Below are 25,571 nucleotides of genomic sequence, written 5' to 3'. Positions count from 1 at the left end.
CGCGATGGTCGTCAACGATAACGCGATAAGCCTGACGCCCCGCGACGGCCTTGAGTCCATCGCGAGCAAGCTCGCTCCTACAAGCGAGCCTGCTCGCGATGATTCCCGGTTAAACGAGATACCGCCGAAACCACGCCAACGTCCGATCCCAGGCCAGTTTTGCCGCCGCTTCGTCGTAGCGCGGGGTGGAGTCGTTGTGGAAGCCGTGGTTGGCGCCGGCGTAGATGTGCGCTTCGTAGGTCTTGTCCGCCGCTTTCAACGCCTGTTCATACGCCGGCGCACTGCGCCCCGGTCCTGGCCACCTGTGCATCCTGTTCGGCCTTGACGCCGGATACGCCGACCGCGCCTATCACCTGGCCGTCAACGACAACCGGCACGCCACCTTCCAGCGGGGTGAGCACAGGCGCCGACAGAAAGGCAAAGCGGCCGCCATTGACCATGTCTTCGAAACCCTTGGACTCGCGTCGGCCCAGCGCCGAGGTGCGGGCCTTTTCCGTGGCGATGTAGGCGCTGCTCGGCGTGGCGCCATCCAGGCGTTCCAGGGCCAGGGGATGACCGCCGTCATCGACGATCGCGATACTGACCGCCCATCCGTTGCTCTGGGCTTCATTGCGGGCGGCGGCGAGGATCTGGCTGACTTCGGCCTGTCCGAGGATGGCTTTGCTTTTCATCGTGATTCTCCATTGAACGGTGAGGGCAGGGCTGCGTCGACCAGTTCGATCCAATGCCGCACCGGCGTGCGGTTGGCGCCGTCCAGGTGCGACTGGCAGCCGATGTTGGCGGTGACAATCACGTCCGGCTGACCGCTTTCCAGGGCGTTGAGTTTGTTGTCGCGCAACTGCCGGGCCAGCACGGGTTGCGTGATTGAATAAGTGCCTGCCGAACCACAGCACAGGTGAGCATCCGGCACTTGTGTGAGGTTGAAACCCAGGCGCACCAGCGTCGCTTCCACCGCGCCGCCGAGCTTTTGCGCGTGCTGCAAGGTACAGGGACAATGGAAGGCCAAGCGCTGATCGCTGGAGACGCCGAGCGTTTCCAGCGGTTCGTCCCGCAGCACTTCCACCAGGTCGCGGGCCAGCGCGCTGATCTTTTTCGCCTTGGCCCCGTAGGCCGGGTCGTGTTCGAGCAGATGGCCGTAGTCCTTGATGAACGCGCCACAGCCACTGGCAGTTTGCACAATCGCCTCGGCGCCATTTTCGAGGTGCGGCCACCAGGCGTCGATGTTGTGCCGGGCGCGGTCCAGCCCCGCCTCCTGGGCGTCGAGGTGGTAATCCACTGCGCCGCAGCAGCCTGCCTCGCGGCAGGCAATGACGCTGATCCCCAGATTATCCAGCACGCGCGCGGTCGCCGCATTGGTGTTGGGCGACAGCCCCGGTTGCACGCAGCCCTCAAGTAACAGCACCTGTCGTGCGTGACGGTTGTGGGGTAGGGCCTTCATCGGCGCCGAACTGCGCGGCAATTTCGCCTGCAGCGTATCGGGCAACCAGGTCCGGAACACTTGGCCACTGCTGACCAGTCGCCTGAACAGCCCGGGATTGGGCACCACCCTGCGCAAGCCTTCACGCAACAACCGCTGGCCGAGCGGACGCGGCACAGCGGCATCCACCACCGCACGCCCAATGTCGAGCAAGTTGTGATAATCGACGCCGGAGGGGCAGGTGGTTTCGCAATTGCGGCACGACAGGCAACGGTCCAGATGCTCCTGGGTCTTGTGCGTGACTTCATGGCCTTCCAGCACTTGCTTGATCAGGTAGATACGCCCCCGTGGCCCATCGAGCTCGTCGCCGAGCAGTTGATAGGTCGGACAGGTGGCGTTACAGAACCCGCAATGCACGCAGGTGCGCAAGATGCTTTCGGCTTCGTCGGCGCGGGGCAGGCGGCGGGCGGTGTCGCTCAGGGTGGTCTGCATGGCTCAGAGTTCCGCGTACAGGCGTGCGGGGTTGAAGATGCCCCGTGGGTCCAGTTGCTGTTTGAGACGGCGGTGGTAGCGCAGAAGTGCCGCCGACAAAGGCTGGAAAGGACTGTCGATCAGGCCGTGGCTGTAGCAGGTGACGTGGCCGCCGACTTCTGCGACGACCTTGCGAATGAACTCCGCTTCGGCGTCCGACTTCAGCCAGCGCTGGGCGCCGCCCCAGTCGATCAATTGTCGGCCTGGAAGGGACAGTCGCGGCGTATTGTGCGGCACGGACAAACGCCACAACGGCTGAGTCTCGTCGAAGAAACGCAGCCGATGCTCATTCAGATCGGCCCAGAAAGCGGAGTCCAACCGTTCGCCGCCCAGGCGATCATGGGCTGCCGATACCGAACCTTCGCCGCCTTCAAGGCGCAGGTGCAGGCGCTGCCCGTCGTGGCAGGCAGCGCTGATGGGCAGCGGTTGCTGGCCCCATTCAGCCAGGCGCAACAAGGCGCGGTCGCTGTCCATTTCCAGGCTGATGCTCAGGGTTTGCCGAGGTTTGGGCAGGACCTTGAGCGACACTTCGGTGATCACCCCCAGGCTGCCGAAACTGCCGGCCATCAGGCGCGACAGGTCATAGCCGGCGACGTTTTTCATCACTTCGCCACCAAACCGCAGATGCTTGCCGTGCCCGGTGATCACCCGCGTACCGAGCACGAAATCGCGCACCGAACCGGCCCAGGGTCGCCGTGGCCCCGACAGCCCGCTGGCAATCATCCCGCCGACTGTGGCGTCGTCGCCAAAAGCAGGCGGTTCGCACGCGAGCATCTGCTGCGAGCCGTCCAGGATGTAGGTCAACTCGGACAGCGGTGTGCCGCAGCGGGCGGTGATCACTAATTCGGTCGGGTCATAGCTGACGACCCCGCGATGGGTGCGGGTGTCGAGCACTTCCCCGGGCACGATGCGACCCAGGAAGGCCTTGCTGTTGGAGCCCTGAATGCGCAGTGGCGTGGCGTTTTCCAGCGCCTGGTTGACTTGTTCCAGCAACGCGGCGCTGTCATCGAAAGCCTGTTCACGGTACATCAGAAACGCTCCAGCTCGGGAAAGGGCAACTGTCCGGCGTGCACATGCATGGCGCCAAACTCGGCGCAGCGGTGCAGGGTGGGAATGTTCTTGCCGGGATTGAGCAGGCCGCTGGGGTCGAACGCAGCTTTGACGCCATGGAACAGCGTCAACTCGTCGCTGTTGAACTGCGCGCACATCTGATTGATTTTCTCGCGGCCCACCCCGTGTTCACCGGTGATGCTGCCACCGACGCTCACGCACAACTCAAGGATCTTGCCGCCCAGGGCTTCTGCACGCTCCAGCTCACCCGGTTGATTGGCATCGAACAGGATCAGCGGGTGCATGTTGCCGTCGCCGGCATGGAAGACGTTGGCCACACGCAGGTCGTATTCGGCGGACAACGCCTCGATCGCCTGCAACACGCCTGGCAGTTCCCGACGCGGAATGGTGCCATCCATGCAGTAATAGTCGGGCGAGAGGCGACCCACCGCCGGGAAGGCGTTCTTGCGCCCGGCCCAGAAACGAACGCGTTCGGCCTCATCTTTGGCCTGGCGCACTTCGGTGGCGCCAGCCAACTCCAGCACCTTGCGCACACGGTCGCAATCGTCGTGGACATCGGCTTCGACGCCATCGAGTTCGCACAGTAAAATGGCCTCGGCGTCCACCGGGTAACCCGCGTGAATGAAGTCTTCGGCGGCCCGAATCGCCAGGTTGTCCATCATCTCCAGCCCACCCGGAATGATGCCGGCGGCGATGATGTCGGCCACGGCGCGGCCAGCCTTTTCCACGGAGTCGAACGCCGCCAGCAGCACCTTGGCGGTCTGCGGCTTGGGCAGCAGCTTGACCGTGACCTCGGTGATCACCCCGAGCATGCCTTCGGAACCGGTGAACAATGCCAGCAAGTCGAAACCCGGGGTGTCGAGGGCGTCAGAGCCCAGCGTCAGGTGCTCGCCTTCAACGGTAAGAATTTCGACCTTGAGCAGGTTGTGCACGGTCAGGCCGTATTTCAGGCAGTGCACGCCGCCGGCGTTTTCCGCGACGTTGCCGCCAATCGAACAGGCGATTTGCGAGGAGGGGTCCGGCGCGTAGTACAGGCCGAATGGTGCGGCCGCCTGGGAAATCGCCAGGTTGCGTACGCCCGGTTGCACCCGTGCGGTGCGCGCGGCAGGGTCGATATGCAGGATATGGTTGAAGCGCGCCATCACCAGGAGCACGCCTTTTTCCAGGGGCAGGGCACCGCCCGATAAACCCGTGCCGGCACCACGGGCGACCACCGGGACGCGCATCTCGTGGCACAGGCGCAGCACGCCTTGTACTTCATCGAGCTGGCGCGGTAGCACCACCAGCAGCGGCGTGGTGCGATAGGCCGAAAGGCCGTCGCACTCGTACGGCTTGAGCTCTTCCTGCTGATGCAACACCTGCAGCTTCGGCAGGCGGGTCTGCAGGGCCTGCAACAGGGCGGCCCTGTCGACGTCGGGCAGCGCGCCGTCGACGGCTTCATCATAGAGAATGTTCATGGCCGTTTTACTTTACTCCATTCAAATTGCCGCGAGGTCTCTGTAGGAGCGAGCACGTCGAGGCGTCGAACCGTCGCGATGGTAGTTCAGACGCCGCGGATATCCTGGCAGCCAGCGTCATCGTTGACGACCATCGCGAGCTTGCTCGCTCCTACAGGGGTTGAAGGCTCAATGCCCGCCCACCACCATCTGCGTGAACGGCGCCACATAAGCCTGCAACGTCACCAACCCACCCACCAGGATCGCCAGCACAATGGAATGGAAGAACACATAGCGCAGGATTTCCCCCTCATGGCCGTACCAGCGCGTGGCAGTGGACGCCACCACAATTGACTGGGCGTCGACCATCTTGCCCATGACCCCGCCGGAACTGTTGGCGGCGGCCATCAGCACCGGACTGAGATTCAGTTGCTCGGCAGTGACACGCTGCAAACCGCCGAACAGCACGTTGGACGCGGTGTCCGAGCCGGTCAGCGCCACCCCGAGCCAGCCCAGTAGCGTGCCGAACATGGGGTAGAAAATCCCCGTCGCCGCAAACGCCAGGCCCATGGTCGCATCCAGCCCGGAGTACCGCGTGAGGAAGCCCAGAGCGAGCATTGCCGCAATGGTGATCAACGAGTAGCGCACTACCCAGATTGTGCGCAGGTACTGACGGATCAGTTGCGGGATCGAATAGCCCATCAGCAATCCGCCAACGATGGCGGCCAGGAGAATTCCGCTGCCGGTGCTGGTGAACCAGGTGAACTTGTAGATGGCTTCTTCGGTTTTCGGTGTCGGCACCACCGGCGGCACTTTTTCGATCTGCTGGTGCAAAGTGGTGAAGGTGACGACCGGGGCGAAGATCGGGTTGGCTTCGCGCACGGGTTTGCCCTGTGGGTCGAGCTTGGCCGATTGAGTGACCGGATCGATGGCAGGGCGGGTATCGAACAGGTTCTTGAAGCCCTGGGTGCCCCAGGCGAACACGAATACCGTGAGGATGATCCACGGCATCCAGGCGCGCATCACCGCAGGTTTGGCGTCACTGGCGAAGGTCGCGGAAGGTTCAGGTTTCGCCGCGTGCTCCTCATCGATTTTCGAATTGTCCACGCGACCGGTCAGCGCCGCAGAAGTGTGCACGGTCGCCGGCTTCCAGACCTTGAGGAAGCCGGTCAGGCAGGCCATGGAAATCAGCGCGGCGATCACATCCACCAGCATCGGCCCGTGATAGTTGGACACGATGAATTGCGGCACGGCAAAACTGACCCCGGTCACCACGATGGCCGGCCAGATTTCCATCATCTTGCGCCAGCCGGCGAATGCCCAGATCAACCAGAACGGCACCAGAACCGAGAAAAACGGTAACTGACGACCGACCATCATCGACAGCTCCATCTCATCCAGGCCGGTGACCTTGGCCAAGGTAATGATCGGCGTGCCGAGGGCGCCGAACGCCACCGGTGCGGTGTTGGCGATCAACGCCAGGCCGGAGGCGGCCAGTGGCGAGAAGCCGAGGCCAATCAGAATCGCACCGGTTACCGCTACCGGCGTGCCGAACCCGGCCGCGCCTTCAAAGAACGCGCCGAAGCAGAACGCGATCAACAGCAATTGCAGCCGTCGGTCGTCGGTGATCCGGGCGAGCGAATCCTGCAGCACCTTGAACGAGCCGTTCTCGGTGGTCAGTCGATGCAGGAAAATGATATTCAGCACGATCCAGCCAATCGGCAGCAAGCCATTGGCCGCCCCGTACAGCGCTGCCGAACCCGCCATGTTGGCCGGCATGCCGAAGGCGAAGATGGCGATGACCAGTGCTGACGCGAGGGCGAGCAACGCCGCGATATGTGCTTTGATATGAAAGAAGGCAAGGGCCGCCAACATCACCACGACGGGTACGGCTGCCATGAGGGTTGAGATGACCGGGTTGCCGAACGGATCGTAAATTTGCTGCCAGACCATGTTCACCTCTGCTTTTTATTGTTGGGATTGCAGACCCCCAAAAGGGGCGGTGGCTTGTAGTATAGGTGGCATTGCGTCGCTGTCCTGTGCGCGGTAAATCGCGGATTACAGCGGTTTTTTCAAGATCAGTAGCACAGTTTTCGCGGAGGAACGCAGTGATGACCGAGCGCCATTTGCTTCACACCGAAACGCTGTCCAACGGTTGCAGCATCAAAGTCAAGACCGAAATCCTGCGCGACGGTTCACTGGGGATGTTCATCGGCGTCTACCGCCCCGATGGCGCGGCCATCGAGGAAAACGATCATCCCGCGGTGCACTTCCTCGACATGGAAGCGGCGATGGCGTGGGGGATCGAACAGGCCAAGGGCATCGGGAATGGCCAAAGAACCCTTTAAAACATTGCACGCCCCCTTGTAGGAGCAAGCTCGCTCCTACAGGTATGAAGGCAACTTCAGGCCTTGCTCGCCGCCAGATACGCCCCGAGCCGCTGCCCCATCTCTTCGCCCAACGCCTGCAAACCGCTCATCGGCCGCACCATCACTTCGAACTCGACAATCTTTCCCTGCTCGTCGAAGCGGATCATGTCGATGCCCTTGAGCGCCTTGCCGCCCACCGTGGCGCTGAACTCCAGCACCACATTCAACCCATCCGCCGTCACCAGTTCCCGGTGGTAGGCGAAATCCTGGAAGACCTTGCACACCGTGTTCAGGATCATCGAAACCACCGGCGCGCCAGGATAGGGCGAGTGCGCCATCGGCGAGCGGAACACCACCTCGGGCGCAAGCAGCGCCGGCAGGGCCTGCAAGTCACCCTGGCGGATCATCTCGTGCCATTGGCTCAACGATTGCGCGGCGTTGGGGTGCAGCTTCAGCTCGGACATCTTCAACTCCTGTTTTTGTTGTTCTGGCCGAAGACTGTAGCGCAACGCCTGCGAAGTCCTGCTTATGGGGATGTATTCAAGCGGTCGATGGTGGCCGCGTGGAGTTCACGATAGGCCGCCACCAACTGCTCCTGATTGAACGCAAGGTTGCGGCCGCTGGGGTTGGGCAGCACCCACACGGTTGCCTGCGCAAATGGCGTTGATTGTCTTCCCCATGCGACATCGCGCTGGCGGGACAGCGCGCAATACGCTGCTTTCCCGAGAAAGGCGATAAAACGTGGCGCATGCCGGGCGATCTTGCGCTCGAAGTCCACCGCTGCCGCCTGAAACTCCCCGATCGACAACTGATCCGCCCTGGCCGTTGGCCGCGCTACCACCGCCGTCAAACCGCACTGATATTGCAGAATCGTGCGGTCATCGTCCGGGCACAGCTGCTGCGGTGTGAATCCGGCCAAGTGCAACGTGCGCCAGAAGCGATTACTCCTGCCGCTGAAGTGATGCCCTTGGGCGGCGGCCTGCAGACCTGGATTGATCCCGCAGAAAACAACGGTCAGGTGATCGGCCAGGATGTCCTCAAGCGCCATGGCACATCACGTTGACCGCGTTGCGCGCCAGCTCGGTCAAATCCTCCCGGGATTTGCCGGCCCTCGCACGAATCGAAATGCTGTGCAGCAACGATGACGCCAGCACCGCCAGGGCGGCCGGGTCGGCACTTTCGGGCAGCTCGCCCTGTTCGATCGCTGAGCGCAGGCGCGTTTCCAGATCGGCATCCAGGCGGCTCAGACGATCCGACAGCACCTCACGTATCTCCGCGTCTTCCACCGCTTCAGTGGTCGCCGTGCCGATGGCGAAGCAGCCTCGAGGCTGGCCGTCACCGGAAAAATAAATCGACAGTTGCCCCTCGTAAAACTGCAGCAATGCCTGGCGCACCGTCAGTTCGGTGTCCGTCAGTGCCGCGTGCATGGCCGCCGCTGCCACTTCCCAATATTGCTCGAGTGCCTTGATGTAGAGCGCATGTTTGTCGCCAAACGCGGCATACAGGCTCGGTCGGTTCATGCCTGCTGCCGTGGCGATGCTGTCCAGGGACGCGCCGGAATAACCCGTGCTCCAGAAAACGCCCAGTGCCTGCTGCAAGGCTGTCTGCGGGTCATAGGCGCGAGGGCGGCCACGCCCTTTGCCTTCGGTCGGTTTATTTTGTGCCATGTCGTACAAAATCCTTGAGAAGGGGATCGATCTGTGGATATTCTTACACCATCGCACAAAATTAAGGAATCAGAAATTCCTTGGTTGCAGGTTTGTTGAAGCGCAGCTCGAACCGGGTGGCGCGACTACGAAACAGGTGCGGCGGGGTGATCCCCCGTTTTGCGCACGGTAAGGCTGTTTTGAGTGGGCATCCGCCCGATTTCCCGGTTAAAGGTGCATTCGATCATGACCAAGCAATTCGATATTCCAGCCACACAAAGCTATGCGCATCCCGAGCCGAACCCGAGCGATGCACCCGGCAGAAAACCTCTCAAGGAAAGCATTCGGCCACTGTTGATGGTCGGCGTTCCGGCGTTCTTCGCCGCGGTCGGCTATGCGCACTATTTGGCCGGCGAGCCCTTTGTTTCCACCGATAACGCCTACGCCCGAGTGGCGAAAGCGTCGGTCAATGCGCGGATCTCCGGGCAAGTGGTCGAAATCGCCGTCGAGGACAACCAGCTCGTGCGAAAGGGCCAGGTGCTGTTTCGCATCGACCCCAAGCCTTTGCAGATTGCGGTAGACCGCGCCGAAGCGCAGTTGAGCGTGGCACGCCTGCGCATCGACGGCCTCAAGGCCAGTTATCGCCAGCAACGGGCCGAATTGCAATCGGCCCGGGAGTCGGCGGAGTTCGATCAGAAAGAGTTCGCCCGCAAGAAGGCGTTGGTGGCTTCCGATTTTGTCTCGCGCGCGGTTTATGAGCGTGCCGACACGGACGTAAAAGTTGCACGCCAACGTATTGCCGCTGTCGAGCAACTGCTGGCCAACACCGTTGTCGCCTTGAACGGCAATCCCAACATCAATGCCGACAGCCATCCGAGTGTTCGCGAGGCGAGGGCGCAGCTCGACGAAGCGCAGTTGTACCTGTCGTACGCGACCGTGTACGCGCCCGCCGACGGTATCGTTGCCAAGGTGGACGATTTGCAGGTCGGCAATTACGTCAACAACGGTACACCGGCGTTCGCGCTGCTGTCCGATCGTGAAATCTGGATCGAGGCCAACTTCCGTGAAACCGACGTCACGCACATGCGTCCCGGTCAGGAAGCGACCATTCGCATCGACACCTATCCGGATCACCTGTTCAAAGCTCACGTCACCAGCATGAGCCCCGGCGCCGGTTCGGACTTCGCCTTGTTGCCCCCGGAGAATGCCACTGGCAACTGGGTGAAGGTGGTGCAGCGGGTGCCGGTGCGGCTGGAGCTGGATGAGGCGAGTCCGGCGCTGCCGCTGTATTCGGGCACCAGCGCCACGGTCAAGGTCGACACCGGTCATCGCACGCCCTGGTGGCATCCGCTCAAGGCGCTGTTGTCCGCCGGTGCCGAGTCATGAACGCCCGGGCGTTGAGGCTGGCCGCGTTGCTGGCGACCTACATGCAGTCGGCGAACCTGCCACTGCCGAACGCGATATTGCGGTTGATCCAGGGCAGCCTGTCGATGACCGACGATCAGGCTGGCTGGATCTTCACCGCGTATCTGGCGGCGAGCGCCATCACCATGCCCGTGGCGCAATGGTTGGCGGCGCGTTTCGGTTTGAAGCGCATGTACCTGTCGACGCTGGTGTTGTTCGCGCTGGGTTTGATTCTTGGCACGTTGGCAACGACGCCGTTGCAGTTCATCGGCGCGCGGATCATCCAGGGCCTGGCCAGCGGGGTGATCGCGCCGCTGTCGATGGCGATTGCCCTGGAGACCCTGGCGCCGGAAAAACGCATGAAGTTTGGCGCGACCTGGACCGCTGTCGTGCTGCTGGGCATCGCCAGCGGCCCGGGCATCGGCGGCTGGATCGGTGAGCATTTCGACTGGCGGTCGACGTTCTATATCAGCATTCCCCTGACGGCCTACCTCTTCATGGTGATGGCGCTGTGCCTGGAAGAGAAGAAAGCAGCCAAGGCACCAGCCTTCGATTTCTTCGGCTTTGGCACGTTCACACTGGCGTTGATCGGCCTGCAAATGGTCCTTGATCGTGGCGAACGCCTGGACTGGTTCGCCTCCACCGAGATCTGGGTGGAAGCGCTGGGCAGCGCGCTGGGCTTTTACCTGTTTGCCGTGCACCTGTTCACCCGCAAAGTGCATTTCCTCAACAAGCGCCTGTGCGCCGATCGCAACTTCGTGCTGTCGACGATCATCTTCTTCGCGGTCGGTTTTGTGCTGTTGTCGACCATGGCGCTGACGTCGCCGATGCTCGACGAGATTCTCGGCTACCCGCCGGACACCACCGGGGCGCTGACGATTCCCCGTGGTCTCGGCCTGGTGGGCGCGTTCCTGTTGATGGGGCGGGTGCCCGAACGCTTCGATCGCCGCTGGTTCATCGCGGGCGGAGTGGCCGTGGTGGTTTACGCGAATTGGCTGATGCTCGGCTATTCGCCATTGATGGACTGGTCGCCAGTGGCGGTGGCGGGCGCGATTCAGGGCATCGGTATTGGCATGCTGATGCCGGCGCTGGCCAAGGTTGCGTTCAGCACCCTCGATCCGGCGCTGCGCCCGGAGGGCACGGGCTTGTTCAACCTGTTGCGGGTGTACGGCAGCACCCTGGGAGTCGCGGTTGTACAGCTGTTCTTCTTCAACAACACCCAGGCGATGCACATGGCGCTGGCCAGTCAGGTCACGCCCTATCACGCCCTGGCATCGAGCTCTCTGCAAACGTTGGAAGGGCTGAATCACCTGATCACTCACCAGGCGGCTTTTATCGCGGTGATGGGTCAATTCAAGATTTTGCTGGTGGCGATGCTGGTGGTCAGTCCACTGGTTGCCTTTCTGCGCAAGCCGGTTGCGGCTCACTAGATTTTGTGGAGATTGCCCAATGAAATTCCCTGCACGCTTCACATCGAAGTTCATCAACACCTTTGGTGCCATGGCGGCGTTGGCGTTCCTGAGTGCCTGCACCGTTGGACCGGACTATCAAATGCAGCCGCCGAGCCAGTCGCAACATTATGACCGCCAGGCTGAGCAACGCCTTACCCGCGACGGTCATGCGCAGCAGCGTATTGGCCTGGGCCAGAGGATCAATGGCGACTGGTGGTCGGCGTTTCAATCGCCGAAGCTTGATCAGGTGGTGCGCCGTGCAATTGACGGCAACCTGGAATTGGTCGCGGCCGACGCCACCCTGCGGCAGGCCGCATCCTCTGTGGCCGCGGCGCAAGGCGCGTTGTATCCGCAAGTTGATCTGGGTGCACAGGCGGGGCGCCAACGGGTTCATAACGCGAAAGAACCGTCGATTTCCAATTTCTACGCCATCGGCCCACGGGTTGGTTTCGACCTCGATGTATTCGCAGGCAACCAGCGCCAGGTCGAACAGCAGCAGGCGTTCAGCGACTTACAGAAACATCGCTATGACGCCGCGTACCTGGCGCTGACTGGCAATGTTGCCAGCCAGGCGCTGCTGCTTGCATCGGCTAACGCGCAGATGCAGGCGGTGGAAAAGTTACTGGCCAATGACACCCGCAACCTCGCGCTTGTGCGCATGGCCCACGCCAACGGCAGCACCACGCAGATCGATGTTTCCCTGGCTGAAACCCGGCTCGCCCAGGACCGTACGCTGTTGCCACCCTTGGCGCAGCAGCGAGACGCGGCACGCCACGCGCTGGCAATTCTCACGGGCAAAGGGCCGGGTGACTGGATTGCTCCGGACTTTGACCTGGCCGAGTTTGTCTTGCCCGCCAATGTGCCTGTGAGCTTGCCTTCCGAGTTGGCCCATGACCGCCCGGACGTGTTGCAAGCCGAGGCACAGTTGCACATGGCCAGCGCTGCCATCGGTGTCGCGACCGCCAATCTGTATCCGCACGTCACGCTCTCGGCGTCATTGGCGCAAGCCGCTTCCGGCAACGGCGGCGCGGCGCTCTGGGGATTCGCGGCCGGGCTGGCCGGCCCGTTGTTCGATGGGGGCACGCTCGAGGCGCAGCGCCAGGAGGCGGTGGAGGGCTACAAGGCAACGCTCGCCGGCTACCAGCAGACCGTGATCAGTTCGTTTGGCCAGGTCGCTGACACGTTGCAGGCGATCAACCACGACGCCGAGGAAAACCGTGCGCAGGAAGAAGCGCTGCACGCTGCCCAAACCAGCTTGCAGTTGAATCAGCAAGCCTATGCCCAGGGGGAAAACAGCATTCTTCAGATACTCGAAACGGAGCGAGCCTATCAGCAGGCGTTGCTGGGCCAAATTCGCGCCAAGACTGCGCAGTACCTCGACACCGTGCAGTTGTACGTGGCGCTGGGTGGCAACGCCGTCGGTGCTTCCGAGCAACGGGTCGCCTCCGGCGAACATCACAATCTTTCGTATCAGTAACAAACAGTGGAGTAATCACATGTCTTATGAAGCGTTTCACGATGAACTTCGCGATACTCGGTTTCCTCTGGTCAACGGCTCAGGCCGGATGCCGGCCGTAGGGTTCGGCACGCTGTTCCGCGACCTGAGTGTCACCACCCAGGCCATCACCCACGCCCTGGCCGCCGGGTTTCGGCATTTCGATTGCGCCGAACGTTATCGCAATGAAGAGGCCGTCGGCGTTGCTTTCAAGCAGGCGCTCGACGGCGCAACGATTCGCCGCGAAGAACTGTTCATCACCACCAAGCTGTGGAACACCAACCACCGTCCCGAGCGGGTGCGAGCGGCGTTCGACGCCAGTTGTCGGCGTCTTCAGGTCGACTACATCGACTGCTACCTGATCCATACGCCATTTGCCTTTCAACCTGGGGACAACCAGGACCCGCGCGATGAGCAGGGCAACGTCATCTACGACGCCGGCGTGACCCTGATCGAAACATGGAGGGCGCTGGAGCAACTGGTGGACGAAGGGCGGTGCAAGGCGATCGGCCTGTCAGATATCACCCTGCCTGCGTTGCAAGACATTGTCGCCCAGGCGCGGATTAAACCCTCGGTGGTGCAAGTCGAGTCCCATCCCTATTTGCCGGAGTGGGAGTTGCTGGAGTTCTGCAAGGCGCATGGCATCATCGTCCTGGCGTTTGCTCCGCTGGGCCACGGCATGCAACCCAATGTCCTGGAGGATGAGGTCATCACTGGCATTGCCCGACACGTACGGAAAACCCCGGCACAAGTGGCGCTCGCCTGGGCGGTGCAGCGTGGCACGGCGTTTTTGACCACGTCGGCGACACCGAGCCATATTCGTGAGAACGTTGATCTGTCCACCTTGCCACAGCGGGCGATGCTGGAAATCAAGGAGGACATCACCACGCGGATACGCTTCAATTCGGTAGTGGAAACCGGCGTTCCGGGATTTATCCCACGCAAGCAATAATCGGAGGCGAGCAGGGCGGCCTTCTGAAGGTCGTCCTTTTTCATTCTCCCGCGAGGCAAGCGATGGACATTTTCCAGACCATGCGTTTTTTCGTTGCCGTCGCGCAAAGCGGCAGCTTCACGGCGGCGGCGCAGGTCCTCGACACCACCACGACCAACGTGTCCAAGGCAATCACCGGCCTGGAAGCCAGGCTGCAAACGCGCCTGATCAATCGGACTACCCGACGCCTGGCGTTGACCGAAGCCGGGGTCCGCTACCTGCAACGCTGTGAGGTTATTCTCGATCAGGTGCGCGAAGCCGATGACGAAGCCGGCACGGCGCATACCACGCCGATGGGCCGGCTGAAGATTCATGCGATGTCGGCCATCGGCAATCACTATGTGATCGATGCCATCGCTCAATACCGCGAGACACATCCGACGGTGATGTTCGACCTTGCCCTGACCAATCGCATACCCGATTTGCTGGAGGAAGGCTACGACATGTCGATCGTGCTGGCCCGGGACTTGCCCGATTCGGGCTTCGTTGCGCAACGGCTGGGAACGACCTACAGCATCCTCTGCGCCTCACCCGATTACCTGCGCAAACGGGGCTGTCCCCAATCGCCGCAAGCACTGGCGGGGCACGATTGTCTGAGGATCGTGAACACGGTCATGCCGGTGGACAGCTGGATGTTCGAAGGGCCCGAGGGCATGGAAACCGTGAACCTGGCGGACTCGCCTTTTCACGTCAATACCGCCGACGCGATGACGGTGGCCATCAGTCACGGGATGGGCATCGGGATTCAGCCGATTGCTTCTGCGGTCGCAGGCTTGAAGGCGGGAACGTTGGTGCGGGTATTACCGCAGTATCACTTCGAGGAGTTCAACCTGTACGCGATTTACCCGTCGCGCAAGTTCGTTGATGCGAAAATCAGAACCTGGGTGGAGTTTCTCAAGGGCTGCATGCCCCTGTTGCTGGCGGCGGATGAACAGGTTGTGGGTGCATCAGGTTAACGTCTTGCGGCAAGCGGCAGGCATGGAGTGTCGACCCTCCAGCATCCGCACGTTGATCAACCGGCCGAGCAGCCCGTGCCCATCACTTGATACTTCAGGATGTGGCGTTTGCCCTGCGAGTCCTCGTAGGTCATCTGCGCCGGGACGGGAGCACACTCGTTGGCGATTTCCGAGACGCTGATGACCTTCTGTATGTCGAGTTTCATACCGTAGTGGTAAGTCTCGGCCGAGGCCGGATGACCCTCAGTTTGAGTGGAATCATCAGCGGAAAATGCCGGCGCGGCAGCGGCGGCGAATGCAACCAACATCAATGCTTTGAACACGTTCATGGTCTTGACCCTCGATCGATTTCAGTGAATTTCCCAGGAGCGCTGTGCTCTGAAGCATTGGCTCTTGGGGTGAAATCGATGCTAGGGGGTTACCTCGTTTGCAAACAGCGCCCCGCTGGACAAACACTGTTGCCGAAATCAACAAGTATCCGCAGGGGGGCAGACCCCTACATTTTCATGAAGGGGTTCTGGCTGCCTGCAACAGCTCGGCAAAGTCGTCCTTATCAATGGGGCGGCTCATGAAGTAACCCTGCACTTCATGGCATTCATCCCTGCCGAGGATCTCCAGTTGCTCCTCGGTTTCCACGCCTTCAGCGGTCACCGTCAAGCCCATGGCCTTGCCCAGACCGATGATCGCCTGCACTACGGCCCGGTCATTGCTGCCGTTGCTCATCGACGCAATGAAGCGTTTGTCGATCTTGATGCCGTCGAAAGGGTAGGCGCGCAAGTAACCCAGGGACGAGTACCCGGTACCGAAGTCATCCATGTTCAGACGCACGCCCAGCTCCTTCAGCGCGACCATGGTCGCCAATGCGCCATCGGTGTCGTTGAGCATGACGTTTTCGGTGATCTCCAGTTCCAGGCGACTGGCCGGGAATCGGGTGGCGACCAGTACCTCGCGCACATCCTCGACCACATCACTGCGAGCGAATTGTGCCGGCGACAGGTTGACCGACAGCAACAATTCACTTGGCCAAGTCAGGGCGGTCTCACAGGCTTCGCGCAACACCCAGCGACCCAGCGGAACGATCAGGTCGGTCTGTTCGGCCAGCGAAATGAAGCGGTCCGGACCGAGCAGGCCTTCGGTCGGGTGCTGCCAGCGTACCAGCGCTTCCACCGAGACGATCTGCTTGCCGTCCACCTTGTACCTGGGTTGGTAATGCAATACCAACTCGTTGTTGCCGATGGCCTGGCGCAGATCGGTTTCCAATTGCCGACGCTGATGGATCTGCTCGCTCATGTGGGCTTCAAAGTAACTCCAGGTATTCTTGCCCTGCGCCTTGGATTGATACAGGGCGATGTCCGCGCAGCGCAGCAACTCGGCGGGCACATGACCCTGACGCCGGCTTAAAGCGATGCCCAGGCTGGCGCCGACATGCAGGGAGTGGTGTTCGTAGGGGATCGGCTCATGCAAGCTGGCCACCAGTCGGGCGCAGAACTTGTCGACCTCTGCGTGACTGTCCACGCCGTGCAACACCACGACAAATTCGTCGCCACCGAGCCTGGCCACGATGTCGTGGTCACGGGTGCACTCGCGCAGACGTACGCCGATTTCCTGTAAAACCGCGTCGCCGGCGGGGTGTCCCAATGAATCGTTGATGGGCTTGAAATTGTCCAGGTCGATCATCAATACGGTCAGCGGTGCAGCCTGGTCCTTAAGGTGCAGGGCTTCTTCAAGATAACGTGCGAGCTTATTGCGATTGGGCAGGCCGGTCAGCGCGTCGTGCAGGGACAGATGCTGAATCTGGGCATGCGCGGCGACTTCATCGGTGATATCGCTGGCGGTTCCCCGGTAGCCAATGACGGTATTGCGGTCAATGATCGGCCGTGCCGACACTCGGCAAAAACGCTGCTGTCCCAGATGATCCCGGTACAGGCAGCGCAGATCGCTGGTGTCGGTTTCTTCTTTCAATTTGCTCAACCACAAGCTCAGTGGGGTGGTGTCGCAGAACAGCAGCTTTTCGAGGTTTTGCCCCAGCCATTGTTCTCTGGGGAAGCCAGTCACCGCGCTGAATCGTTCGGAGAGGTAGGTGATCGACTGGCCGATGTCGACTTCCCAGATCCAGTCCGATGCCGCTTCAGCCACCGCGCGAAAGCGCTCTTCACTGGCTTCCAGCGCGTTATTGGCACTTTCCAATGCCCGATTGGAGGTCTGCAACTGCTCGTAGCTGGAGTCGACGTAATGTGATGAGCGCAGCGCATGTCGAAAGAAATAGGCGGTCAGCAACATCAGCACCACAAAGGCGCCACCCAATGGCGGGAGCAGAGACCACAGCAGATGGCGGCCGGGTCGCTCCAGTTCGGCGATCAGGCTGTACCCCGTGCTGTCCAATGGCACATTGGGCTGCTCGGGTGTGAGCGTCGTATCCTGGATCAGGTTCAGGTTGTGCAGCCCGTAGCTGCTGCCCATTTTGCGAAGTTTGGTCGGGGTCAACTGATCGACGAACACCAGGACCGAAGCGTCCATGCGATCGCCCAACGGCCGCTCGTCATTGGGGATCACCGCTGCGAATGTCACCAGCGCGGGCCAGCCTTCGAACAGCGTGAAAGTATTGATGGGTTTGCTCAGGTCCGGAAGGTTACGGATCTGTTCGATCAGCTTGTCCGCACTGGTGTGCAGGTACTCGGAGATCTGTGCGTTGACCCATTGCCCGCGCACTACCGCATATTGCGTGCCTTGGCGATTGATGACGAAAACGCCCTCATACCCATCGGTGGTGAATAACGTTTTGCCCATGTTTTGGTCAACGTAGGCCCAGTCGGTGTCGACGACCCCATTCAAGTGGTCGTAGGCCGTGGTCCAGTAGGCATAGCTGGTGATGTAGTTTTTGGATGTGGTGATTCTGTTTTCCAGTGCGCGCGCAGCGTAGAACCGCGTCTTGGCAATATCCTGCGCGTCGAGCTGGCGAGCGATGCTGAATAGCGCGCCGAAGGCCACGCAAACACCGGCCAGGAACAACAGGCCGATGGCGAGAGCGAGTTTCTGCGTGATGTTTTTTTGCCGGGTAGGCGCATGGGGAGTGGGTGCGGTGGGCGGCATCGTCCTCGTCCTTGATTCGTTGTCTCATCATCTAGAGGGGCGGTGAGCGTCGATGTTCCCTGAGAGTCAGCGAGAGCCGGCAACTCGCGTTTTTTGGCGTGTGATACAGCTTGAAGAATCGAATCGATCTAAAGATCGGCCTTCACGGCTGCGTGTATGGGCTAATCTTGCAGATGTAGGTGAAGACGCAGACTGATGCGCAAGCGGATGGCAAGGACACGTGGGGCGCGTCCCGAAGGGTACACGGTTAGAAAGATCTCCGCGCTGAGATCCAGCCCTTATGCCGTGTGAAGCACCTGAGCACATTGCCTGGTGTGAGAGGCCTGAGAAACCTTGTAAGCCGGAGACCAGCACCGGCCACCTACTTAAACCAAAGCCCGCCTTGTGCGGGCTTTGACGTTTTTGTGCGTACTTCCCAAGTGTATTCCTTCCCCTGTGGGAGCGGGCTTGCCCGCGATGGGGGCACTACAGTCAACCTCTTCATTGACTGATCAGCCGCCATCGCGGGCAAGCCCGCTCCCACAGTGATTCCATTACCAAGGACATCCTTTTTGGCCATATCGATCCCCTTTTGGCCGACCTCGCACTATGAAACCCCACACCCCGTCAGCAAGAATCGAAGCCACATCGCTGTCGCTGCACGTTCGCCAAACCACAACTAGAATCCTGTTTTCATTGCCTTGGGGCAATTTCAAGACCTGCCGTGTACAGAACATAAAAACCAACGCGACACACTTGGGGAATTCTTCATGGTCACGATGAAACGCATACTGGGCGCCACTGTTTGTGGGCTGACGCTACTGGCCAGCGCCGTGCAGGCCAAGGATCAGGAACTGCGGGTTTACAACTGGGCGGACTACATCCTGCCGTCGGTCCCCAAGGATTTCGCCCAGAAAACCGGGATCAAAGTGACCTGGGACACCTTCGACACCAACGAAGCGCTGGAAGCCAAGTTACTGACCGGCAACTCCGGCTACGACCTGGTGGTGCCATCCAACCAGTTCATCGAAACCCAGATCAAAGCGGGTGTCTTCCAGAAACTGGACAAGTCCAAGCTGCCGAACTGGTCCCACCAGGATCCGGCGTTGCTCGCGCTGCTGGACAAGAACGACCCGGGCAACCAGTACGGTGTGCCCTACATGTACGGCACCGTGCTGATCGGCTTCAACCCGGCCAAGGTCAAGGCGGCGCTGGGTGACAACGCGCCAGTGGATAGCTGGGACCTGGTGTTCAAGCCCGAATACATGGAAAAGCTGAAATCCTGCGGCGTGGCCATGCTCGATTCGCCGTCGGAGATCCTGCCGATTGCCTTGCAGTACCTGGGCCTGGACCCCAACAGCCAGAAGCCTGAAGACTACGAAAAAGCCAAGGAATTGCTGATGAAGGTGCGCCCGTACGTCACCTACTTCAACTCCGCCAAGTACATGACCGACATTGCCAACGGTGACATCTGCGTCGCCATCGGTTACTCCGGCAGCTTCTACCAGTTTGGCAACCGCGCCAAGGAAGCCGGCAACGGCGTGGTGGTCGACTGGCGGTTGCCGAAGAGTGGGGCGCCGATCTGGTTCGACACCTTCGCCATTCCGAAAAGTGCGAAGAACGTCGAAGAAGCCCACGCGTTTCTCAACAACCTGATGGACCCGAAAGTCATCGCGCCGATCAGCGATTTCCTTGGCTACCCCAACGCCAACAAGGATTCGCTGCCGCTGATCAACAAGGAAATCACCGGCAATCCGAACCTCACGCCGACACCTGAGGCGTTGAAAACCCTGTACGTCGTGCAGCCGCTACCGCAGAAAATGGAGCGGGTACGGACGCGGGTCTGGACCAGTATCAAGTCGGATAAATAACAAACAACCCACGCCGCCCCCTGTAGGAGCGAGCATGCTCGCTCCTACAGGTTCATGTCATATTTTCGCCAACGCCTGCGCCAGGTCGGCGCGTAAATCCTCCACATCCTCAACCCCCACCGACATCCGCACCAACCCATCGCCAATGCCCAATTGCGCACGCGTCTCGGCGGGGATGGTGGCGTGGGTCATGATGGCCGGGTGTTCGATCAGGCTCTCCACGCCGCCCAGGCTTTCGGCCAGGGCAAAGATCTGCACGTTTTCCAGGAAGCGCCGCGCGCCCGCCAGATCGGTGTTCAGGTCAATGGAAATCATTCCGCCAAAACCGCGCATCTGCCGTTTCGCCAGTTCATGCTGCGGGTGTGACGGCAGGCCAGGATAATAGACACGCGCCACCTGGGGCTGGCTTTCCAGCCATTGCGCCAGCTCCAGCGCATTGCTGCAATGACGCTCCATGCGCAGCGCCAGGGTCTTCACCCCGCGCAAGGTCAGGAACGCGTCGAACGGGCCCGAGATCGCGCCAATCGAGTTTTGCAGAAAGCCCAGGCGTTCGGCCAGTTCGGGGTTGTTGCCCACCACCGCAATGCCGCCGATCACATCGGAGTGGCCGTTGAGGTATTTGGTGGTCGAGTGCAGCACGATGTCGAAACCCAACTCCAGCGGGCGCTGGATCCACGGGCTGGCGAAGGTGTTGTCGGCCACGCAGATAATGCCGCGTGCGCGGCAGAGACGGGCGACGGCGGCGAGGTCGGTCAGGCTGAGCAGCGGATTGCTCGGCGTCTCGACCCAGACCATGCGTGTGTCGTCCTGCAACGCGGCCTCGAAGTTCGACAGGTTGGTCAGGTCGACGAAACTGAAACGGTGCCCGGCGCTGCGCTTGCGGACCTTGTCGAACAGACGGAAGGTGCCGCCATACAGGTCGTTGCCGGAAACGATGTGCGAGCCGGCGTCCAGAAGCTCCAGCACCGTGGAAATCGACGCCAGCCCGGAGGCGAAGGCGAAGGCCTGGGTGCCGCCCTCAAGGTCAGCAACGCAACGCTCCAGGGCAAAACGCGTCGGGTTGTGCGAGCGACCGTAATCGAAGCCCTTGTGCACGCCGGGGCTGTCTTGCAGGTAGGTGGAGTTGGCGTAGATGGGTGGCATCAATGCCCCGGTGGTCGGGTCTGGCGCTTGCCCGGCGTGGATCACCCGCGTGGCGAAGGCGCGTGGTGCTGCGTTCTCATCGTGTTGACTCATGCAAGGGATCTCCGCAAATGATTGAGCAGGTCGACGCGGGTGATCAGGCCATGAAAGCCTGCGGCGTCGGCGATGATCGCGACCAGGCCGCGATCGAGTTCCACCTGCAACTCGGCCAGGCTGGCGCTGGCGGGCAGGGTTTCCACTTTGTCGGTCATTGCGCTGGCCACGGTCAAGCGAAAGTGCGTGGGGTCCTCCCGCATGCCCAGCAAAATGTCGGATTCGTCGATCACCCCAACCAGTTTCCGACCGTCCGCCAGTACCGGCAACTGCGACACGTCCGCCAGGCGCATGCGCTGGAACGCGGTCAGCAGGGTGTCGTCGGGGCTGACGCTGACCACACGACCGTCCTCGAAACGCCGGGCGATCACGTCGCGCAAATCACCGTAGGGTTTGCGCTTGAGCAAGCCCTGGTCGTTCATCCATTGATCGTTGTAGACCTTGGAAAGATAACGGGTGCCCGTATCACAGACGAAGCTGACCACGCGTTTAGGCTCGGTTTGCGCGCGGCAGTAGCGTAACGCGGCGGCCAGCAGGGTGCCGGTGGACGAGCCGCCGAGAATGCCCTCGGCGCGCAAAAGTTGGCGGGCGTGATCGAAACTTTCCTCGTCGCTGATCGAGTAGGCGTGACGTACGCTGGAGAGGTCGGCGATCGAAGGTATGAAGTCCTCGCCGATGCCTTCCACCGCCCACGAACCGGGGGTGGGCATGGTGCCACTGCGGCTGTATTCGGCCATCACCGAACCCACGGGATCGGCCAGCACCATTTCCAGGTCCGGTTGTACCCGCTTGAAGAACCGGGTCAGCCCGGTCAACGTACCGGCAGAACCGACACCGACGACGATGGCATCGACGTCATGCTGGGTTTGCGCCCAGATTTCCGGTGCGGTGCTGCATTCATGCGCCAGCGGGTTGGCCGGATTGTTGAACTGGTCAGCGAAGAACGCGCCGGGAATGTCCAGGGCCAGCCGTGCGGCGACGTCCTGGTAATAATCGCGGTGGCCCTTGCCGACGTCGGAACGGGTGATGTGCACTTCGGCGCCCATGGCCTTGAGGTGTAGCACTTTCTCGGTGGACATCTTGTCCGGCACGACCAGGACCACTCGATAGCCTTTGGCACGACCGACCAGGGCCAGGCCCAATCCGGTGTTGCCGGCGGTGGCTTCGACGATGGTGCCGCCGGACTTCAACCGACCGTCGCGTTCTGCGGCGTCGATCATCGCCAAGCCGATACGGTCCTTGATCGAACCGCCGGGGTTCTGGGATTCGAGCTTGAGAAACAGCGTGCAGGGGCCGGTATCGAAGCGGCTGACACGCACCAGCGGCGTGTTGCCGATCAGTTCGAGGACGGCAGGGCGGGATTCAGTCGGCATGGGGTCAACTCCTTCGTGAACCAGGGCACTGCTTGGACCATAGGCCGCGAAGACGCCCCCCGCAACCTGGCATGGCCAACGGTCGCCCACCCGCACCGCCCCCTGTAGGAGCGAGCCTGCTCGCGATGCGGTGTGCCAGTCACCATTTGAATCGAATGACACTACGAATCGCGAGCAAGCTCGCTCCTACAGGAGAGTGCCAGCGCCAACAGGATCAACCCCAAAGCCACCCCATACGTCACCCGCATCCCATACCCAATCGCCTGCGGCGAGGCGCTGGCAACCTCGGCGGTCTGTGAGGCGAAGGCGAACACCGCGCCCATCACCGACGCTCCGGTGATCAGACCGAGGTTGCGTGACAGGCTGATCATGCCCGCGACGACGCCACGCCGGTCAGCCGTCACATCGCTCATGATCGTTGTATTGTTTGCGGTCTGGAACACGGCGTAGCCAAGGGTCAGCACCACCATCGGCACCACGTAACCCGCAATACCGACCGTCTGTGGCAACAGCGACAGCGCCAGGCAACCGAGCGCCATTGCCACCAATCCCGCCGTGGTCATGCGCTGGGCGCCGAACCGGTCGGCGACGCGCCCGGCTGGCAGTCCGGTAACCGCCGCCACGCAGGGGCCAACCGCCAACACCAATCCGGTCACCATCGGCTGCAACCCAAGACCATGGGCAAGATAGAACGGCCCGATGACCAGCGTCGTCATGATCACCGTCGCCACGAGCGTGCTCATCGCCAGGCCGCCGCTCAGCACCGGATTGCGAAACAGCGTCAGGCGAATCAGTGGCGAAGCCACCCGGGTCTGGGCGAATACAAACAAACCCAGGCCGACCGTTGCACCCAGCAGCAACGCCAGGTTCATGGCCGCAAAATGCCCCCGCCCCAAGGTTACCGCGAGCGCATAGGCGGCTAATGTCATGGCCAGCAGCGCCGTGCCGATCAGGTCGAAACCCTCGTGAACAGCCGTCGCGCGAGGGCGATCGGCGGGCAGGAAGCGATAGGCGAGAAACCAGCCCAGCGCGCCCAGGGGAACGCTGACCAGGAAGATCGCCTGCCAGCCAACCCCTTCGATCAGCAGCCCACCCAGTGATGGCCCTGTCGCGGTGCCAATCGCCGACATCGTCCCCAGCAGGCCCATCGCGCTGCCAGTTCTCTCCCTGGGCACCGTGGCGCCGACAAACGCCATTGTCAGCGCCATCATCGCCGCGGCGCCGAGACCTTGCACTGTCCTGGCCCCGATCAACCAGCCCAGCGTCGGCGCCAGGCTGCACAGGAGGGAGGCCAGGGAAAATACCGCAATGCCCGTGAGCAACAGGCGACGACGACCGACCAGGTCGCCCAGCCGGCCGGTGCTGACGATCAGCGTGGTGATGGCCAGCAGGTAGGCAAGCACCACCCACTGCACCTGCTGGAAGCTCGCATCGAACACCTGCGCCAATGTGGGCAGGCCGACGTTGGCAATGCTGGTGCCCAACGAAGACAGCAACATCGACAGCGAAAGACTGACCAATGCCCAGCGCACGGCGGGTGTTTGCGGTGCGCTGTCTGCGGTGGCGGTCGTCGACTTCATTGGGCGTCTCCTGATGGGCGATGAGTGCTATCGGAAATCTACGCCCGCGCCTAACATGGCGGAAGGCGCATGGTTTGCACTTTACTCGTGCATCCAGCGCCATCTCACTTTCAAGGGGCGAACGATGTCCACTCCCGATTTCAACTTGCTTGTGACGCTGAATGTGCTGCTGACCGAGGGCAGTGTGGCACGGGCGGCGAAACGCCTTCGGCTGAGCCCCTCGGCCATGAGCCGGGCGCTGGCCCGGCTGCGGGAAACCACCGGCGACCCATTGCTGGTGCGCGCCGGACGCGGTTTGGTGGCCACGCCGCGTGCCCAGGAGTTGCGCGAGCGGGTCGGTTTTCTGGTGCAGGAAGCCGAAGCGATGCTGCGCCCGGCGCAACAGCCGGACCTGAGCCAACTGGTGCGTACCTTCACCCTGCGCACCCGCGAAGGCTTTGTCGACAGTTTTGGCGCGGCGCTGATTGGCCGGATTGTCGAACAGGCGCCGGGCGTTCGTCTGCGTTTCGTCGGCAAGCCGGACAAGGACAGCATCGCGCTACGAGAGGGCAGTGTGGATCTGGAGACCGGCGTGGTGGGGGATTCTGCAAGCCCCGAGCTACGCACCCAGGGGTTGTTTCGTGACCGTTTTATTGGCGTGGTGCGCGCAGGGCATCCGCTCAGCAAGGGGGAGATAACGGCCCAGCGATTTGCTGCATGCGGCCACGTTGCAGTATCCCGGCGCGGTCTGGACAAGGGGTCGGTGGACGAAGCGCTGGCGCAATTGAACCTGCAACGGCACATCGTGACCTCGGTCGCAGGCTTTTCCACCGCGCTGGCGCTCGCTCGCACCACCGACTTGATCGCCACCATCCCGGCGCACTACACCGAAAGCCTGCGCACAGGCATGCACAGTTTCGAGCTGCCGATTTCGCTGCCGCCCTTTACAGTGGCGATGCTCTGGCATCCGCGCATGGACGCGGACCCTGTGCATCGCTGGTTGCGCGGCTGTGTGCGGGAGGTCTGCGGGCAGTAAACCCTGACGAACATCAGAAGGTGAACGAGCGCGACCCTTGCCTGGCCAGTTCGACATCCAGCAGATGTTCGGCCAGTACGTCGTTGAGGAAGCGAAACTGATCGTTGAGCCCGACCACTTCATTGCTGAAGTGATGGGTAGCGGCAGGCATCAGCAAGTCGTCGAATTGCTTGTTGAACACCAGCGAACGGGTTTTGCGTGAGACCACCTGTTGCGAGTAGTAGTTCTTGCCGAAGACTGGAAAGCTCACGGTGAGATTGACGATGTGGATCATTACGCGCACTCCTCGGTCAGGACGTACCACGCGAAAACACTCAGCGTGATGGCTGTCAGGGCCAGGCAGGTCAAAAGATGAATCAGCATGATGGGCCCCTCCAGTTGGGGTGTGTGTCGGGTTGAGTTCGATCCTACGCTGACGGTGGCGGGGCGGAAGGCATTCGTGGCGATTGTGAATATCGATGGGGGTGATGGTTGGGGTTTGGGCTGTTCTTGCCGGCCCCATCGCGGGCAAGCCCGCTCCCACAGGGATCTGGGTTGTTCACAAATCCATCATCCAATACAAAACACTGTGGGAGCGGGCTTGCCCGCGATGAGGCCCTCACATACACCCCAAAAACCCCAGAGCTATACTTCAACTCACCCCCTACCCACCGTGGACGC

General features: G+C 61.5%; 22 protein-coding genes and 1 pseudogene. 8 read left to right on the top strand and 15 right to left on the bottom strand.

Annotated elements, in window-relative coordinates:
- Nucleotides 1–109: 109 nt before the first annotated feature.
- The 6 genes and pseudogenes from AB4N33_RS10205 to AB4N33_RS10180 form a co-directional block, all read right to left on the bottom strand.
- Nucleotides 110–277: pseudogene (locus tag AB4N33_RS10205) on the bottom strand (dienelactone hydrolase family protein); the annotation flags it as partial.
- Entirely contained in the window at nt 267–671 is a 405-nt protein-coding gene (locus tag AB4N33_RS10200; protein WP_460126231.1) for a heme-binding protein, read from the bottom strand. The pseudogene AB4N33_RS10205 and the gene AB4N33_RS10200, both read right to left, overlap by 11 nt.
- Entirely contained in the window at nt 668–1,909 is a 1,242-nt protein-coding gene (glcF, locus tag AB4N33_RS10195; protein ID WP_476457198.1) for a glycolate oxidase subunit GlcF, read from the bottom strand. Before glcF ends, AB4N33_RS10200 begins: the two co-directional genes overlap by 4 nt.
- Before the next feature lie 3 nt (nt 1,910–1,912).
- A complete protein-coding gene (gene glcE, locus AB4N33_RS10190) occupies nt 1,913–2,977 on the bottom strand; it encodes a glycolate oxidase subunit GlcE (RefSeq protein WP_460126227.1) in 1,065 nt (354 codons plus the stop codon).
- On the bottom strand, nt 2,977–4,476 hold the full coding sequence (gene glcD, locus AB4N33_RS10185) for a glycolate oxidase subunit GlcD (RefSeq protein ID WP_476457197.1): 1,500 nt from the start codon (nt 4,474–4,476) through the stop codon (nt 2,977–2,979). The genes glcE and glcD overlap by 1 nt, the downstream gene beginning before the upstream one ends.
- A gap of 168 nt (nt 4,477–4,644) precedes the next feature.
- Nucleotides 4,645–6,408 (bottom strand): L-lactate permease, encoded by a 1,764-nt coding sequence (locus tag AB4N33_RS10180; RefSeq protein WP_460142069.1) that lies wholly within the window; start codon nt 6,406–6,408, stop codon nt 4,645–4,647.
- 158 nt (nt 6,409–6,566) lie between these two features.
- On the opposite strand from AB4N33_RS10180, the gene AB4N33_RS10175 reads away from it, so the two are divergent.
- Complete coding sequence (locus AB4N33_RS10175; RefSeq protein ID WP_460126221.1) at nt 6,567–6,803, top strand: hypothetical protein; 237 nt, start codon at nt 6,567–6,569, stop codon at nt 6,801–6,803.
- 56 nt (nt 6,804–6,859) lie between these two features.
- Here the strand turns inward: AB4N33_RS10175 and AB4N33_RS10170 are convergent, their stop codons facing one another.
- The 3 genes from AB4N33_RS10170 to AB4N33_RS10160 form a co-directional block, all read right to left on the bottom strand.
- On the bottom strand, nt 6,860–7,288 hold the full coding sequence (locus AB4N33_RS10170) for a nuclear transport factor 2 family protein (RefSeq protein WP_476457196.1): 429 nt from the start codon (nt 7,286–7,288) through the stop codon (nt 6,860–6,862).
- Nucleotides 7,289–7,350: 62 nt separating this feature from the next.
- Nucleotides 7,351–7,872: a G/U mismatch-specific DNA glycosylase gene (gene mug, locus AB4N33_RS10165; RefSeq protein WP_460126218.1), complete on the bottom strand. Its 522-nt coding sequence runs from the start codon at nt 7,870–7,872 to the stop codon at nt 7,351–7,353.
- Nucleotides 7,862–8,491, bottom strand: a complete 630-nt coding sequence (locus AB4N33_RS10160) for a TetR/AcrR family transcriptional regulator (RefSeq protein ID WP_460126216.1) — start codon at nt 8,489–8,491, stop codon at nt 7,862–7,864. Before AB4N33_RS10160 ends, mug begins: the two co-directional genes overlap by 11 nt.
- Nucleotides 8,492–8,716: 225 nt before the next feature.
- Between AB4N33_RS10160 and AB4N33_RS10155 the strand changes: the two genes are divergently transcribed.
- From AB4N33_RS10155 to AB4N33_RS10135, 5 genes are all read left to right on the top strand, one after another.
- Nucleotides 8,717–9,856, top strand: coding sequence for an HlyD family secretion protein (locus tag AB4N33_RS10155; protein WP_476457195.1), 1,140 nt, complete (start codon nt 8,717–8,719; stop codon nt 9,854–9,856).
- The gene (locus AB4N33_RS10150) at nt 9,853–11,304 is read left to right on the top strand and encodes a DHA2 family efflux MFS transporter permease subunit (RefSeq protein WP_476457194.1); all 1,452 of its coding nucleotides are present in this window, start codon (nt 9,853–9,855) and stop codon (nt 11,302–11,304) included. The genes AB4N33_RS10155 and AB4N33_RS10150 overlap by 4 nt, the downstream gene beginning before the upstream one ends.
- Before the next feature lie 19 nt (nt 11,305–11,323).
- Nucleotides 11,324–12,802 carry an efflux transporter outer membrane subunit gene (locus AB4N33_RS10145; protein ID WP_476457193.1) on the top strand — a complete coding sequence of 493 codons (1,479 nt, stop codon included), beginning with the start codon at nt 11,324–11,326 and terminating at the stop codon, nt 12,800–12,802.
- 19 nt (nt 12,803–12,821) lie between these two features.
- Nucleotides 12,822–13,772 (top strand): aldo/keto reductase, encoded by a 951-nt coding sequence (locus tag AB4N33_RS10140; protein ID WP_476457192.1) that lies wholly within the window; start codon nt 12,822–12,824, stop codon nt 13,770–13,772.
- A gap of 62 nt (nt 13,773–13,834) precedes the next feature.
- Complete coding sequence (locus tag AB4N33_RS10135; protein WP_460126206.1) at nt 13,835–14,767, top strand: LysR family transcriptional regulator; 933 nt, start codon at nt 13,835–13,837, stop codon at nt 14,765–14,767.
- Between the two features lie 56 nt (nt 14,768–14,823).
- Here AB4N33_RS10135 and AB4N33_RS10130 read toward each other — a convergent pair whose 3' ends face one another.
- Complete coding sequence (locus tag AB4N33_RS10130; protein ID WP_476457191.1) at nt 14,824–15,096, bottom strand: DUF2790 domain-containing protein; 273 nt, start codon at nt 15,094–15,096, stop codon at nt 14,824–14,826.
- 175 nt (nt 15,097–15,271) lie between these two features.
- Nucleotides 15,272–17,857 carry a bifunctional diguanylate cyclase/phosphodiesterase gene (locus tag AB4N33_RS10125; protein ID WP_476457190.1) on the bottom strand — a complete coding sequence of 862 codons (2,586 nt, stop codon included), beginning with the start codon at nt 17,855–17,857 and terminating at the stop codon, nt 15,272–15,274.
- A 749-nt stretch (nt 17,858–18,606) separates the two neighbouring features.
- On the opposite strand from AB4N33_RS10125, the gene AB4N33_RS10120 reads away from it, so the two are divergent.
- Complete coding sequence (locus AB4N33_RS10120; protein WP_460126200.1) at nt 18,607–19,707, top strand: polyamine ABC transporter substrate-binding protein; 1,101 nt, start codon at nt 18,607–18,609, stop codon at nt 19,705–19,707.
- A gap of 57 nt (nt 19,708–19,764) precedes the next feature.
- Here the strand turns inward: AB4N33_RS10120 and AB4N33_RS10115 are convergent, their stop codons facing one another.
- The 3 genes from AB4N33_RS10115 to AB4N33_RS10105 all read right to left on the bottom strand — a co-directional run bounded on the left by AB4N33_RS10115 (nt 19,765) and on the right by AB4N33_RS10105 (nt 23,896).
- Nucleotides 19,765–20,943, bottom strand: coding sequence for a cystathionine gamma-synthase (locus AB4N33_RS10115; RefSeq protein WP_460142064.1), 1,179 nt, complete (start codon nt 20,941–20,943; stop codon nt 19,765–19,767).
- Nucleotides 20,940–22,316: a pyridoxal-phosphate dependent enzyme gene (locus tag AB4N33_RS10110; protein ID WP_476457189.1), complete on the bottom strand. Its 1,377-nt coding sequence runs from the start codon at nt 22,314–22,316 to the stop codon at nt 20,940–20,942. Before AB4N33_RS10110 ends, AB4N33_RS10115 begins: the two co-directional genes overlap by 4 nt.
- Nucleotides 22,317–22,477: 161 nt before the next feature.
- On the bottom strand, nt 22,478–23,896 hold the full coding sequence (locus tag AB4N33_RS10105; RefSeq protein WP_476457188.1) for an MFS transporter: 1,419 nt from the start codon (nt 23,894–23,896) through the stop codon (nt 22,478–22,480).
- 124 nt (nt 23,897–24,020) lie between these two features.
- Between AB4N33_RS10105 and AB4N33_RS10100 the strand changes: the two genes are divergently transcribed.
- Nucleotides 24,021–24,911, top strand: a complete 891-nt coding sequence (locus tag AB4N33_RS10100) for a LysR family transcriptional regulator (RefSeq protein WP_476457187.1) — start codon at nt 24,021–24,023, stop codon at nt 24,909–24,911.
- Between the two features lie 13 nt (nt 24,912–24,924).
- On the opposite strand, the gene AB4N33_RS10095 is transcribed toward AB4N33_RS10100, so the two are convergent.
- The gene (locus AB4N33_RS10095) at nt 24,925–25,185 is read right to left on the bottom strand and encodes a hypothetical protein (protein ID WP_460126190.1); all 261 of its coding nucleotides are present in this window, start codon (nt 25,183–25,185) and stop codon (nt 24,925–24,927) included.
- Between the last annotated feature and the right edge of the window lie 386 nt (nt 25,186–25,571).

It is taken from the genome of Pseudomonas sp. S1_E05 (assembly GCF_056337105.1).
The sequence above is the reverse complement of the archived record's forward strand: the minus strand, read 5'-3'. Positions and strand labels throughout refer to the sequence as shown.

Bases quoted from the DNA above. Each gene is read 5' to 3' on its own strand.
- AB4N33_RS10200 (WP_460126231.1), bottom strand. From the start codon at position 671: ATGAAAAGCAAAGCCATCCTCGGACAGGCCGAAGTCAGCCAGATCCTC.
- glcF (WP_476457198.1), bottom strand. From the start codon at position 1,909: ATGCAGACCACCCTGAGCGACACCGCCCGCCGCCTGCCCCGCGCCGAC.
- glcE (WP_460126227.1), bottom strand. From the start codon at position 2,977: ATGTACCGTGAACAGGCTTTCGATGACAGCGCCGCGTTGCTGGAACAA.
- glcD (WP_476457197.1), bottom strand. From the start codon at position 4,476: ATGAACATTCTCTATGATGAAGCCGTCGACGGCGCGCTGCCCGACGTC.
- AB4N33_RS10180 (WP_460142069.1), bottom strand. From the start codon at position 6,408: ATGGTCTGGCAGCAAATTTACGATCCGTTCGGCAACCCGGTCATCTCA.
- AB4N33_RS10175 (WP_460126221.1), top strand. From the start codon at position 6,567: ATGACCGAGCGCCATTTGCTTCACACCGAAACGCTGTCCAACGGTTGC.
- AB4N33_RS10170 (WP_476457196.1), bottom strand. From the start codon at position 7,288: ATGTCCGAGCTGAAGCTGCACCCCAACGCCGCGCAATCGTTGAGCCAA.
- mug (WP_460126218.1), bottom strand. From the start codon at position 7,872: ATGGCGCTTGAGGACATCCTGGCCGATCACCTGACCGTTGTTTTCTGC.
- AB4N33_RS10160 (WP_460126216.1), bottom strand. From the start codon at position 8,491: ATGGCACAAAATAAACCGACCGAAGGCAAAGGGCGTGGCCGCCCTCGC.
- AB4N33_RS10155 (WP_476457195.1), top strand. From the start codon at position 8,717: ATGACCAAGCAATTCGATATTCCAGCCACACAAAGCTATGCGCATCCC.
- AB4N33_RS10150 (WP_476457194.1), top strand. From the start codon at position 9,853: ATGAACGCCCGGGCGTTGAGGCTGGCCGCGTTGCTGGCGACCTACATG.
- AB4N33_RS10145 (WP_476457193.1), top strand. From the start codon at position 11,324: ATGAAATTCCCTGCACGCTTCACATCGAAGTTCATCAACACCTTTGGT.
- AB4N33_RS10140 (WP_476457192.1), top strand. From the start codon at position 12,822: ATGTCTTATGAAGCGTTTCACGATGAACTTCGCGATACTCGGTTTCCT.
- AB4N33_RS10135 (WP_460126206.1), top strand. From the start codon at position 13,835: ATGGACATTTTCCAGACCATGCGTTTTTTCGTTGCCGTCGCGCAAAGC.
- AB4N33_RS10130 (WP_476457191.1), bottom strand. From the start codon at position 15,096: ATGAACGTGTTCAAAGCATTGATGTTGGTTGCATTCGCCGCCGCTGCC.
- AB4N33_RS10125 (WP_476457190.1), bottom strand. From the start codon at position 17,857: ATGCCGCCCACCGCACCCACTCCCCATGCGCCTACCCGGCAAAAAAAC.
- AB4N33_RS10120 (WP_460126200.1), top strand. From the start codon at position 18,607: ATGGTCACGATGAAACGCATACTGGGCGCCACTGTTTGTGGGCTGACG.
- AB4N33_RS10115 (WP_460142064.1), bottom strand. From the start codon at position 20,943: ATGAGTCAACACGATGAGAACGCAGCACCACGCGCCTTCGCCACGCGG.
- AB4N33_RS10110 (WP_476457189.1), bottom strand. From the start codon at position 22,316: ATGCCGACTGAATCCCGCCCTGCCGTCCTCGAACTGATCGGCAACACG.
- AB4N33_RS10105 (WP_476457188.1), bottom strand. From the start codon at position 23,896: ATGAAGTCGACGACCGCCACCGCAGACAGCGCACCGCAAACACCCGCC.
- AB4N33_RS10100 (WP_476457187.1), top strand. From the start codon at position 24,021: ATGTCCACTCCCGATTTCAACTTGCTTGTGACGCTGAATGTGCTGCTG.
- AB4N33_RS10095 (WP_460126190.1), bottom strand. From the start codon at position 25,185: ATGATCCACATCGTCAATCTCACCGTGAGCTTTCCAGTCTTCGGCAAG.